9 protein-coding genes and 1 pseudogene are annotated in these 12,003 nt (G+C 62.1%); 4 read left to right on the forward strand and 6 right to left on the reverse strand.

The window, feature by feature from the left end; all coding sequences use genetic code 11:
* Positions 1-78: 78 nt before the first annotated feature.
* Positions 79-675: pseudogene (mcpA, locus tag ACTJJN_RS08540) on the forward strand (methyl-accepting chemotaxis protein McpA); the annotation flags it as partial.
* A gap of 53 nt (positions 676-728) precedes the next feature.
* Here mcpA and ACTJJN_RS08545 read toward each other — a convergent pair.
* The 3 genes from ACTJJN_RS08545 to ACTJJN_RS08555 form a co-directional block, all read right to left on the reverse strand.
* Positions 729-1,793, reverse strand: coding sequence for a YkvI family membrane protein (locus ACTJJN_RS08545; RefSeq protein ID WP_012053083.1), 1,065 nt, complete (start codon positions 1,791-1,793; stop codon positions 729-731).
* A gap of 114 nt (positions 1,794-1,907) precedes the next feature.
* On the reverse strand, positions 1,908-2,285 hold the full coding sequence (locus ACTJJN_RS08550) for a RidA family protein (RefSeq protein ID WP_003250199.1): 378 nt from the start codon (positions 2,283-2,285) through the stop codon (positions 1,908-1,910).
* Between the two features lie 12 nt (positions 2,286-2,297).
* Positions 2,298-3,434, reverse strand: a complete 1,137-nt coding sequence (locus ACTJJN_RS08555) for an NAD(P)/FAD-dependent oxidoreductase (RefSeq protein WP_440781197.1) — start codon at positions 3,432-3,434, stop codon at positions 2,298-2,300.
* Between the two features lie 115 nt (positions 3,435-3,549).
* Here ACTJJN_RS08555 and ACTJJN_RS08560 point away from each other — a divergent pair, with 115 nt between their 5' ends.
* Together ACTJJN_RS08560 and ACTJJN_RS08565 are read left to right on the forward strand one after the other, a co-directional pair.
* Complete coding sequence (locus ACTJJN_RS08560) at positions 3,550-4,143, forward strand: helix-turn-helix domain-containing protein (protein ID WP_047604082.1); 594 nt, start codon at positions 3,550-3,552, stop codon at positions 4,141-4,143.
* Between the two features lie 125 nt (positions 4,144-4,268).
* Positions 4,269-5,054, forward strand: a complete 786-nt coding sequence (locus ACTJJN_RS08565; protein ID WP_003250191.1) for a sulfite exporter TauE/SafE family protein — start codon at positions 4,269-4,271, stop codon at positions 5,052-5,054.
* Between the two features lie 3 nt (positions 5,055-5,057).
* On the opposite strand, the gene ACTJJN_RS08570 is transcribed toward ACTJJN_RS08565, so the two are convergent.
* Both ACTJJN_RS08570 and ACTJJN_RS08575 read right to left on the reverse strand, forming a co-directional pair.
* The gene (locus tag ACTJJN_RS08570; protein ID WP_088512917.1) at positions 5,058-5,597 is read right to left on the reverse strand and encodes a histidine phosphatase family protein; all 540 of its coding nucleotides are present in this window, start codon (positions 5,595-5,597) and stop codon (positions 5,058-5,060) included.
* Positions 5,598-5,723: 126 nt separating this feature from the next.
* Positions 5,724-7,958, reverse strand: coding sequence for a TonB-dependent siderophore receptor (locus tag ACTJJN_RS08575; protein ID WP_440781198.1), 2,235 nt, complete (start codon positions 7,956-7,958; stop codon positions 5,724-5,726).
* A 428-nt stretch (positions 7,959-8,386) separates the two neighbouring features.
* On the opposite strand from ACTJJN_RS08575, the gene ACTJJN_RS08580 reads away from it, so the two are divergent.
* A complete protein-coding gene (locus tag ACTJJN_RS08580; RefSeq protein WP_440781199.1) occupies positions 8,387-9,586 on the forward strand; it encodes an MFS transporter in 1,200 nt (399 codons plus the stop codon).
* Between the two features lie 223 nt (positions 9,587-9,809).
* Here ACTJJN_RS08580 and ACTJJN_RS08585 read toward each other — a convergent pair whose 3' ends face one another.
* Positions 9,810-11,618, reverse strand: coding sequence for an ABC transporter ATP-binding protein/permease (locus tag ACTJJN_RS08585; RefSeq protein WP_221100289.1), 1,809 nt, complete (start codon positions 11,616-11,618; stop codon positions 9,810-9,812).
* Positions 11,619-12,003 lie beyond the last annotated feature (385 nt).

Raw genomic sequence — 12,003 nt, forward strand, 5'->3', positions numbered from 1 at the left:
AACGCCGCAGATGCTTCGCAACATGCCAGCGGTGCCAGCGAACAGGCGCACGGTGGCCGTGAAGTGGTTGAAGAAGCCATCAGCGCCATGACTGCCCTGTCGCAACGGATCAGCGAGTCGTGCGCACAGATCGAAACGCTCAACGCCAGCACCGACGAAATCGGCAAGATCCTCGACGTGATCAAGGGCATTTCCCAGCAGACCAACCTGCTGGCACTGAACGCCGCCATCGAAGCGGCCCGTGCCGGTGAGGCCGGCCGTGGCTTTGCCGTGGTGGCCGACGAGGTGCGCAACCTGGCGCACCGTACCCAGGAGTCGGCGGAAGAAATCCACCGCATGATCACCAGCCTGCAGGTGGGCTCGCGCGAAGCGGTGCATACCATGAACACCAGCCAAGTCTCCAGCGAGCAGACCGTACAGGTGGCCAACCAGGCCGGCGAACGCCTGGCCAGCGTGACCCAGCGCATTGGCGAAATCGATGGCATGAACCAGTCGGTGGCGACAGCGACCGAAGAACAGACCGCCGTGGTCGAAAGCCTCAACCTGGACATCACCCAGATCAACGCCCTGAACCAGCAAGGGGTGGAGAACCTCAACGAGACCCTGCGCCATTGCGACCAACTGGCCCAGCAGGCTGGGCGTTTGAAGCAGTTGGTGGGCAGCTTCAGGATTTAAACGCCGGGTTCAGGCGGCAACGGCCTATGCCTGTTGTCGCCTGTACCAGCCCCTTATGCAGCCACCGCCTTCGCAGCCCTGCCCCGCCGTACCCAGGCCAGCAATACCGCCGTCATCAGCACAAAGCCCAAGTAACCGAAGAACGGGTACACCTCACCCACCAGGCTGATGAACCCCACCAGGCTACAGCCGAACGCCACCACCCCGGTCACCACCGAGCCCCAGCGGAACTTCGTCGTGCCCGCCGGTAACAGCCGCGAGAGGAAGGAAAACAGCGTGCCCACCGCGGTGTTGACGATCATGCCGAAGATGATCAGGCACATCACCAGCCCCAGCAGTGGTGACACTTCGTTAGCAATCGACAGCATGGGCATCGGCTGGTCGGCCACACTGTCCAGGCGCGACAGCAGCCCGGCACTCATCACCAGCATGAGGCCGCCTAGCGCTGCACCACCGAGCAGGCCTCCCCACACAGCGGCTTTCTCGCCCTTGGCCGAACCACCCAGAATGGCCAGGATCGGCGCACCCGCGACGATGTTATACGACACATACAAGAACGCCCCCAGCAGCCAATGGCGGGTGCCGGCCTGTTGCTGGCTGGCCACCTGATCGAGCGCAGCAAAGCTCTGCTCGCGGGTGATCACGGCATACAGCGCTATTGCCGAAGCCACCAGGATCAGCAAGGGTGTGATGGCGCCAATTGCAAGTATCATCTTGCGCACGTCCAGGCACACGATACCGACTACCACCAGCGTCACCAGCACGCTGCCGGTCAGGGCCGGGATGCCGAACTGCTGCTCCAGCAAGGCACCACCACCGGCCAGCATGACCACGGTGACGGCGAACATGAAAAAGGTGATCAACCAGTCGACGAACATGCCCAGGTGACGGCCGCAGATGGCCAGGATCACATCCTTGTGCGAGGTGGCCTGCTGGCGATTGCCCAGCCCCGCCAACGCCATGCCGAGGAAGGTGAACAAGGCGGCGCTGACCAACGCGCCAGCCAACCCCCACACGCCGAAATCGACAAAGAACAACAACAGTTCCCGCCCTGAAGCGAACCCCGCCCCCACGATCACGCCGACAAATGCGCCGGCGATCTTCAGCTGCTCTTGCATGTGAACCTCTGGATTTATTGTTGTTTTGTCATCGCCGTCGCATACCGCGGTTGTAGGGGCGGCCTTGCAGCCCATCGCGACACAAGGCCGCCTCTACACGGGCTCTTTGCCCGGTCAGGCGTCGCCGACGAACGCCTGCACTTCGATCTCCACATCCACGCCCAGGGCCAACGCCGAAGCCACGGTGGAACGCACCGGTAGCGCCGCGCCAAAGAACGCCTTGTACACCTCGTTGAAGCCGGCGAAATGGCGCATGTCCGACAGCCAGACCGTGGCCTTCACCACCTGGTCGAGACGCGCGCCACAGGCCTCCAGGCTTTCGGCGATGCGCTCGCAGGCAGCACGGGTCTGGGTCTGGATATCACCGCGCACCACTTCGCCGCCAGCGCTCATCGGCACCTGCCCGGAGAGGAACAGAAAGCCACCGGCCTTTACGGCGCGGGAAAACGGGAACGGCAAGCTGCTGGGGAAACGCTGAATGTCATTGCTCATGGGATGCTCCTTTCAGGGTTGCTGGAAACGGGCCGGGGACAGGCGCTCGGGCGCCACGCCCTGGCTGACAAGGTCGGGACACACGGGCTGGCCCATCAGCAAGTCGGCGGCCAGGCGCGAGGCCCCCGCTGCCGACTGGATGCCATAGCCACCCTGGGCCGCCAGCCAGAAAAACGCGGGTGCATGCGCATCGAAACCGATCACCAGGTCGCCGTCGGCAACGAATGAACGCAGCCCGGCCCAGGTGTGGCTAGGGCGGCGGATCGCCAAGGTGGTCATGGCTTCAATGTTGTAAATACCCAAGGCCACGTCGAACTCGTCGGGCGCGGCATCCTGTGGCTCAACCGGGTCGGCATTGGCTGGAGACCCCAACAGTTGGCCGGCATCAGGCTTGAAGTAGAAGCTTTCATCGACGCCAATCACTGCAGGCCAGCGGGCAAAGTTTTGTTCTGCCGGGCCGGGGAAGGTGAATGCGCTACGTCGGCACGGTTGCAAGCCGATGCGCGCCACCCCGCACTGCTCGGCCACACGGTCCGCCCAGGCACCTGCAGCATTGACCAGACATCGGGCCTGCAGACGGCTGCCATCAGCCAACTCCACCTGCCACACGCCGTCCAGGTACCAGGCCTGGATCAGCTCGGCGTTGCAGCGCAGTTCACCGCCGGCGGTGCGATAACCACGCAAGAAGCCTTGGTGCAAGGCATGTACATCAAGGTCCATCGCACCTGGCTCAAGCACCGCGCCGGCCAGGGTTTCGCCACGCAGGCTGGGTATCAGTGCCAAGGCCGCGTCCCGGTCCAGCAGGCTGACCTCTGTGCCATTGGCCAGGTTCTGCGCGTAAGTTTGCTCAAGCAGTTCACGCTGCTCCAGGCTGGCCACATACAGACAGCCTCGCGGCTCCAGCAGCGGGTGCTCGCAGAAGCCCTGCGGTGGCGCTTCGTAGAAGGCTCGGCTGGCGCGGGTCAGTGCCTGGATCTGTGGGGTGCCGTAAGCCTCCATGAACATGGCCGCCGAACGCCCGGTGGAATGGTAGCCAGGCTGCGATTCACGCTCGACCAGCAGCACACGCTGCTGGCCGGCCAGGCGGTAGCCCAGCGAGGCGCCGGCGATGCCAGCACCGATGATCAGGGTGTCGTAGGTCGGGGTCATGCACGCTCCTGCCAGGCAAATTATCATTTATGAGAATTCTAATATATGAGAATTTAGAAATGCGCAAGGGTCCAAGGTAAGATGCCCGACCAACGCCGCATGCCGAGATCCCTGAATGCCTTCAGCTCTACCCCAGCTTGACCGTGCAGTAGTGGGCCAGCGCCTGCGCCAGGTGCGCAAGGCGCGCCAGATGACCCTCAAGCAATTGTCCGAAGCCAGTGGCGTACCGCTGTCCACGTTGTCGAAGATGGAACTGGCGCAGGTGTCGGTCAGCTATGAAAAACTGGCCGCTGCTGCGCGGGCGCTGAATGTCGATATTGCCCAGCTGTTCCGCGCCAGCGGCACGGTCAGCACCCCGGTGCCGGTGACCGTGGTGGTTGACTCACTGCCCGCAGCGGCGGGTTATTCGACCGGCACCTACGACTATTATCCAATTGCCGGGGATTTCCCCGCACGACGCATGACACCGGCTTATGCCCGCATCATTGCCCGGGAACGCGGCCAGTTCGACGATTTTATTCGCCACCCCGGGCAAGAGTTCGCGCTGGTGCTGAGCGGGCGCGTGCGCATCGAGTTCGAGACCGGCGAAGCGGTCAGCATCGGGCCGCAGGAGACGGCGTATTTCGACAGTCAGGTGGGGCACATCTACCTGTCGGAAAGTGATGACGGTGGTGATGCCCATGTCATGGTGGTGATGACTGATCGTTGATCGGTCGCGCCCGCCCAAGGCAAACCCGGTTATAACCTAATAACGAACAAGTCTATTTGGCTATAAAAAAATCTATATGCTGACTGGCATCCGATAACGGGCAAAGTTGGGCAGTCGAGTAGCGTATGGATGTAGGTTCTTTCGGTTTCACCATTGCTGGCCTGGTCGTGGGCTTCATCGTCGGTATGACCGGCGTCGGTGGCGGCTCGCTGATGACCCCGATCCTGTTGTGGTTTGGTATCCACCCGGCGACCGCTGTCGGTACCGACCTGCTGTATGCAGCGATCACCAAAGCCAGTGGCGTCTGGGTGCACGCGCGCAACAAGAACATCGACTGGAAGATCACCGGCCTGCTCAGCCTGGGCAGCGTGCCCGCTGCGGCGCTGACCCTGTGGTTCCTCAGCACCCTGCACACCGATACCTCGGCGCTCAACGCCATCATCAAGCAAGGCCTGGCGGTGGTGCTGATCCTGACCGCGCTGGCCATCCTGTTCAAATCGCGCCTGCAGGCCTTCGCCAGCCGCCATGCCGGTGATCACTACCACCTCAGCGACCGTAGCCTGAACACCCTCACGGTGCTGACCGGCGTGGTGCTTGGAATAATGGTCACCCTCACCTCCATCGGTGCTGGCGCCCTGGGTACAGTGGCGCTGTTCCTGCTGTACCCGTTCCTGGTCACCCGTCGCCTGGTCGGTACCGAAATTGCCCACGCCGTGCCACTGACCTTGGTAGCAGGCCTGGGCCACGCGGGCATGGGCAACATGGATTGGTCGCTGCTGGGCTACCTGCTGCTGGGCTCGCTGCCAGGCATCTATCTGGGTAGCCACCTCACCGGGCGAATCTCCGACCGCGTGCTGCGCCCTTGCCTGGCAACGATGCTGCTGCTGATCGGTTACAAGCTGGCGTTCTGAGCCTTAGCCTAGGCGCAACCGCCACTGCCCGGTAAAGCTCAGTTCCAGGCGTGACAGCGGCAGCACGTCGATTCGCTGCCCGGCACTCATCGGACACCCAAGCACCTGTACCAGCATGGCGCGTATGACCATCGGGTGGGTCACGGCCAGCCAGTCACCCGGCCTGTCAAAGGCCGCCAGCCAAGCGGCCAGGCGCTGGCATAGCGCAGCGAACGACTCGCCACCATGCACGGCACTGGCCGGATCCCGCAGCCATTCTGCCAACGCCAGCGGTTGCTCGGCTTGTAGCTGCTTCAACGACACACCCTGCCAACGCCCAAGGTCGCAATCGGCCAAGCCCGGCTCGACCTGTACCGCCCCCGTTAACCACGCCGCCGTCTCGCAGGCCCGCCGCTCTGGCGCACTCAGCAGTTGCACGCCTGATCGGTCGGCGTCTGCCTGTCGGGCTAGCGGCAGGATGCCATCATCCGTATGGTGCAGGCGCCCGTTCTTCTGGGCCTGGGTCAGGGCATGGCAAATCAGGGTCAGGCGGATGGCTTTCACCAGGCATTTCTCGCAGCGGGCTGGGGTGCATGGTTTAGCACGCTGCGAGACGTTTGGCTGCAACAATGTCGCCGGCCATTCGCGATCCGGTTGACTTGCGATTGGGCCGCAGAGCGGCCCTTTGGATCAGAAGTTGATATTCAGCGCAGCAAACACCGCCCTGCCCGGCTGGTTATACGTGTTTGCCCCCGAGCTGCTGGCGTTGCCGCCGCGCAGGATCTGCTTGTCGAAGACGTTGTTCACGCCCACCCGCACGTCGTAGTTGGCATTGAACTTGTACCCGGCGCTCACGTCCACCAGGCCATAGGCCTCGACGTCCTGCTGGGCGGTCTTGTCGTAGTCCTGCTGGGTGCGGTAGTTGTAGGTCGGCGATTTTTGCTTGCCGAAGTAAGTACCCGCTACCTGGAATGACAGCTGCTCGGTCGCGCGCCAGTCGAGGCTGGTGTTGACGGTGTATTCCGGGATCACCGACAGCGGCTCACCCGTTTCGCGATCATCGTTGTCGAGCATCCAGGTCAGGTTGGTGTTCCAGTCCAGGGTCGGGGCCAACTCGATGAAGAAGTTGCCTTCGACACCTTCCACCCGTGCCTTGCCGGCGTTGTCCCACTGAGTCACACGGCTGCCGGTACCCATGGTGTAAAGTACATCGGTATCACCGATGATCTTGTTCTTGTAGTCGTTGCGGAAGTAGGTGGCACTGGTGCGCCAGGTACCACGGTCGTACAGCAGGCCGATTTCCTTGTTGACGCTGATCTCGGGCTTGAGGTCGGCGTTGCCCTGCAGGTAGCAGCCACCATTGTTGGCCTGTTGCACACTGCAGCCATTACCGCGGCTGTACAGCAGGTAGTTGGGGTTGGACTGGTACAGGTTCGGAACCTTGTAGGCACGGGCGATGCCGCCTTTTACCGACAGCGCTTCGGTCAGCTTGTGCGACAGGTTCAGGCTGGGGCTGAAGTTGTCACCGAAGCTTTCGTGGTGGTCGAAACGCAGGCCCGGCGTAAGGGTGGTGTCGCCAACGATGATGTTGTCTTCGACAAACAGCGCATAGCTGCGTGCGGTCATCTTCGAGCTGCTGCGATCGAAGCCGACAAGGCCGTCATTGTGGGTGGGGTCGGAGCTTTGCGGGCGCAACGAACCTTGGTCGTTGAGGGTTTCGTACAGATACTCGCCACCCAAGGTAAGCACATGTTCTGTGCTGCCCATGGCGAACGGCAGGTTCACCTCACTGCTCAGGCGTGTGTTACGCAAACGGGACATGGCCCCACCTTCGTCGCTTGGGGCACCTTCGGTGCGGCCAGCCAAGCCCTCGTTAAGCCGCCAGTTGCGTACGTATTCGTAGGCCAGCGTGGTCTTGCTGGTACCCCAGGTGAAATCACCGAGGTGGGTCAGGTCATAAGTACTGCGCTGCATCACGTTGGTTTCGTGGCCGTAGAGGCTGGAGACGAAGTCGACGTCTCCGCCGCCGTTGCTGTTCATGGTGTCGCCGGCAAAAATGTTGCCCTGACGGCTGTAGCCGGCACTGGCTTCCAGGCGGTGCTCGTCGTTCAGTTTCCAGCTGAGCAGGCCGTTGATGTCCTTGTTGCGAACGCCTTCTCGCCCCGCAACCAGGGCGCTGGTGGCATGCCCGGCGTTGATGTCCAGATCGTCGGCGTCAGTCTTGGCCAGGCCACCGTACAGGCGCAAACCCAGGTTATCGGTCAGGCCGCCACCGAGGTTGAAGTTGGCTCGCCGGCTGGCGCCTTCTGCGCTGTCTTCGGGCAGTTGCGTGTACAGGCTGACGCTGCCTTTCAGCTCGTCGGAAGGACGCTTGGTGATGATATTGACCACCCCGCCCATGGCGCCGGAGCCGTAGCGTGCGGCGGCCGGGCCACGCAGGATCTCGATGCGCTCGACCGCTTCGGCCGGCACCCAATTGGTTTCACCCCGAGTATCACGGTCACCGTTCCAGCCATAGCGCACAGCGTTGCGCGCGCTGGATGGCTTGCCGTCGATGAGGATCAACGTGTTCTCCGGGCCCATGCCGCGCAGGTCGATCTGCCGGTTGTTTCCGCGTGCGCCACTGGCACTGTTGCCGGTCAGGTTAACCCCGGGCTCGCGGCGGATGATGTCGGACAGGTCATTGGCCGGTGGGTGGCGCTTGATGTCCTCGGCCGTGATGATCGACGTGCCCAGGGCCTGTCGCGCCTCGCGCTCGGCGGTGATCAGGGTGTCCTGGATCACCAGCGCGTTGTCGGCGACGGGCGCTTCCACTACCTCACCCGCACGCCGCTCCTCGGACTCTGCCGCAGTCGCCAGCATGGACGGCGACGCCAGCGCGACGAACGCCAGGGCCAGGCTGTTGGATGAAGTTCTGCACTGCATGGGTACATCTCCTGCGATTCATGAGCGAAAAGGCACATCCCTGTCGGAAACCGGGAGCCCTCGCCCACCGGCCCCGCACTCAGTTTGGCGGCCAACAGGGGTGGTAAATATAGAGAGTCGCAAATGCGAGTAAATCTTATTTACGAAGTTTACATGTTTGTAACTGAACTTTGCTGAACCGTGATCTTTGGCACAGCGAGGCTCGCTGTGGGTGCAACGGTCTTGCTCAACATCTGATAAGCCTTCGCGGTCTGTAAGAGCGGGTTTACCCGCGAACACCGGCGAAGGCACCCTATGACGGAATGACCACCCTGCATTCATGGACAGTTCAGTCATGTCCGCAGGCTGTTGCTGCCATCCACCTATCCGATTTGCGTCCTGTGTGCAGGCATCTACAGTTTCGACGTACAACGCTGCGGAGCGGCCAGATGCGTGGCGATGACAACAACTGCGCAAGCACTGCCAAAAGCCAGCCGAAGATGCCCCGCAGCATCTGGGCGCTGGGCCTCGTGTCGATGTTGATGGACATTTCCTCGGAGATGATCCACGCCCTGCTGCCCCTGTACATGGTCAGTGTGCTCGGCGCTTCGGTGATCGCGGTGGGGTTTATCGAAGGAATCGCCGAGTCGACCGCATCGTTCACCAAGGTGTTCTCTGGCGCCCTCAGCGACCGACTGGGTAAACGCAAGCTGCTGACAGTGATCGGCTATGGCCTGAGTGCGCTGATGAAGCCGGTATTTCCCATGGCCTCCGGACTTGAGTGGCTGACTGCGGCACGCTTCGTCGACCGTGTCGGTAAAGGCATTCGGGGGGCACCCCGCGATGCGCTGGTGGCCGATGTTACGCCGGTCGAGCTGCGCGGCGCGGCGTTCGGCCTGCGTCAGGCGCTCGATACCGTGGGCGCTATCCTCGGGCCATTGCTGGCGATCGTGTTGATGTGGCTGACAGCGAGCCATTTCCAGACCGTGTTCTGGGTAGCTATTATCCCGGCGTTCGTGGCGGTGTATATCCTAGTTGCCTTCGTTCACGAACCTGAGACCTCAGCTATGGGGCGTCCGGTACGCTCACCGTTGGCACTGCACGCGCTGCGTCGCCTGGGGCCGGTCTATTGGCGCCTGATCGGTCTGGCCACGTTGTTCACCTTCGCCCGTTTCAGCGAGGCGTTCTTGCTGCTGCGGGCTCAGAACATAGGCCTGACTCCGCTGTGGGCGCCGGCGGTACTGGTATTGATGGCGATGGCCTACTCACTGTCGGCCTACCCTGCCGGCGTGTTGTCGGACCGAGTGGGGCGCCGTGGCGTGCTGATGGCCGGGCTAGGCCTGCTGATCACTGCCGACCTGCTGCTGGCCCTTTTGCCAGGATGGGCCGGGCTTGCCTTTGGGGTAACGGCCTGGGGCCTGCACCTGGGCTTCAGCCAAGGCATCTTCTCTGCCATGATTGCCGACAGCGCCCCCGCCAACTTGCGCGGTACCGCCTTCGGCCTGTTCAACCTGCTGACCGGTGCGGCACTGCTGATAGCCAGCGTGGTAGCCGGATTGCTGTGGGAGAGTGCGGGGTTCCAGGCAACCTTCCTGGTTGGTGCAGGGTTTGCCGTCACCACCCTTGCAGGGCTGACGCTGCTGCGCTGAACCTGGCTAGCCTGGCGGTTCACGGCTGCAGCGCACGCAGGTTGAACAGTTCCATCCTGTAACCCGAACGCTCCCGCCGCAGGGGTCGAACGCCTAGCCACGGAGCACGGCCTGCCGGTGCAGGCGTTCGAGTGGTTCGGGTCACCAAGGATGTCGGCAATGCACGCAGTGAAGGGGCCAAGCTGATCGCGATGCTGGATGGCGATCTCCCCCTCAAGCCGAACTAGGCCAGCGCAGCCTCCTGCTCCAGCAACGACCAACCGCCATGCCCATCCACCTCAAGCCGGTGAGTATGGAACGCTGCCAGCGTGCTGCGGTGGCCGACACTGACCAGCAATGCACTCGGCATTTCCGAACGCAACAACGCATACAGGGCATGCTCGAGCCCCTCATCCATCGCCGAGGTGGACTCGTCGAGAAACACCACCTCAGGCCGGTTGAACAGCACCCGGGCGAACGCCAGACGCTGCTGCTCGCCCACCGAGAGGATGTGTGACCAGTCACAGCTGACGTCCAGACGCTCGGCCAGGTGGGCCAGGTTGACCTGGCGCAGTGCCTGCTGCATGAGCAACTCATCCTTGGAATTACTGGCTGCCGGGTAGGCAATGACGGTACGCAAGTCACCCAGCGGCAGGTACGGGCGTTGCGACAGGAACAGTGCCTGATGCCCCGTTGGCCGCCTGACCTTGCCTTCGGCATACGGCCAAAGGCCCGCCAGGGCACGCAGCAGCGTGGTTTTACCACTGCCCGATGGCCCTTTGATCAACAACGCCTGACCGGCGTGCAGGCTCAGGTCCAGGTCGGCGATAAGGGCATGTCCGTCCGGGCGCAGTACCTGTAATCCCGCAATCTGCAGCGCATGCGCCTGGTCTTCGGTCGTGACGCGCGGCAACGCACTTGCCTGCTGGTTGGCATCGAGAAAGCCGGTGAGACGGTCAAGGGTCGCGCGGTACTGCGCGAACGCATCGTACGACTCACGGAAGAACGACAAAGAATCCTGCACCTGCCCAAAGGCCTGGGAAGTTTGCATGACGTCGCCCAGCTTGATCGCCCCACTGAAGAAGCGCGGCGCCTGAAGAATGAACGGAAACACAACGGCCACCTGACTGACACCCAAGTTGAAGCCACTGAACTTCAAGTTCCGGTACACCAATGCCCAGGCATTCACAATCAAGGCAGCAAAACGGCCGAGCAACGTGCCCCGCTCGACTTGCGAACCTTGGTAGAAGGCAATGTTCTCGGCGTTCTCACGCAGACGCATCAATGCGTAACGGAAGTTGGCGGTAAGTTTCTCGTTGAGGAAGTTAAGCCGGATCAACGGGCGCCCAAGACGGAAGGCGACCCAAGTGGCGACGATGACATACAGGTAAACGGCAAATACCATCGCCCGAGGGATCTCTACGCCGGCCACCGTCAACGGTGCCGACAACCCCCAGAGGATGCCGGTGAACGCCACCAGCGAAACCAGCGCACTGACTGCGCCCAGGGCAAGGGTGACCGAGTTGGTGACGAAAGCGTTAACGTCCAGTTCGATACGTTGGTCAGGGTTGTCCACTGGCTCGGCAAGGAACTGGCCACGGTAATAGGCATCGCCCTGCATCCAGTCGTGGGTCAGGCGCTCGGTCAGCCAGACCCGCCACTTGATACTGAATGCCTGGCTGACATAGAAGGTGAACAGCGAGCGCAGCACATGGATGGTGGCCAGCACCCCGAAGACGCCGAGCAGGTACCAGAACGCCGCTTGGTCAAGGCCCTGCAAGGCGCTGTAGAAGCCGTTGTACCAAAACGAAAACAGCACGTTCAGGCGAACCGAAAACAGCGTCAGGACCAGCAGCAGGGCAAACACCAGCAACGGCCGCCAACTGCGCCTGAAACTGAAATAGGGCCCGGCAAGCTGCCAGAACTGGCTGCCCCAGCGTGTACAACTTACGGCCAGAGTTGCGGCTGCGGTGAAGCTGACAAGGGTGATGAACGAGGCGATTGCCAGCCAGCTTAGGCTCTCTTGCAGGGCCTGATGCCAGTTCATTTCCATGGTAAGTATCCGTGCTGAGTATTTCCGCGAGCGTAGCATTACGCTGTCATTCGTCAGGTATAAATGACGCACATTTCATGATTTGTAGGAGCGGGTTTACCCGCGAAAGAGCCGGCCCTGCTGGCCAATCTCCACCCGCCGTTCACCGTTGCCGCCGCCACGGTATTCGCGGGTAAACCCGCTCCTACACAGATTGGTGGTGGACACACATCGGGGGGTGGACACAGGCCATTGTAGGAGCGGGTTTACCCGCGAACACCGGCGAGCCGGTGCCATCTCCGCTCCACAGGGATTCAAGCAAGCCCAGTTTTTTTGCCCACAAAGACAAAACCCCTACCTGCATGCGCAGATAGGGGTTTTGCGAAATGAATCTTGACGATGACCT

Source organism: Pseudomonas sp. 22515, assembly GCF_052044625.1.
GTDB classification, from domain to species: Bacteria; Pseudomonadota; Gammaproteobacteria; order Pseudomonadales; family Pseudomonadaceae; genus Aquipseudomonas; species Aquipseudomonas alloputida.

Excerpts from the sequence above, each read along its gene's own strand:
- ACTJJN_RS08545 (WP_012053083.1), bottom strand. The coding sequence starts at position 1,793 with ATGCAAGAGCAGCTGAAGATCGCCGGCGCATTTGTCGGCGTGATCGTG.
- ACTJJN_RS08550 (WP_003250199.1), bottom strand. The coding sequence starts at position 2,285 with ATGAGCAATGACATTCAGCGTTTCCCCAGCAGCTTGCCGTTCCCGTTT.
- ACTJJN_RS08555 (WP_440781197.1), bottom strand. The coding sequence starts at position 3,434 with ATGACCCCGACCTACGACACCCTGATCATCGGTGCTGGCATCGCCGGC.
- ACTJJN_RS08560 (WP_047604082.1), top strand. The coding sequence starts at position 3,550 with ATGCCTTCAGCTCTACCCCAGCTTGACCGTGCAGTAGTGGGCCAGCGC.
- ACTJJN_RS08565 (WP_003250191.1), top strand. The coding sequence starts at position 4,269 with ATGGATGTAGGTTCTTTCGGTTTCACCATTGCTGGCCTGGTCGTGGGC.
- ACTJJN_RS08575 (WP_440781198.1), bottom strand. The coding sequence starts at position 7,958 with ATGCAGTGCAGAACTTCATCCAACAGCCTGGCCCTGGCGTTCGTCGCG.
- ACTJJN_RS08580 (WP_440781199.1), top strand. The coding sequence starts at position 8,387 with ATGCGTGGCGATGACAACAACTGCGCAAGCACTGCCAAAAGCCAGCCG.
- ACTJJN_RS08585 (WP_221100289.1), bottom strand. The coding sequence starts at position 11,618 with ATGGAAATGAACTGGCATCAGGCCCTGCAAGAGAGCCTAAGCTGGCTG.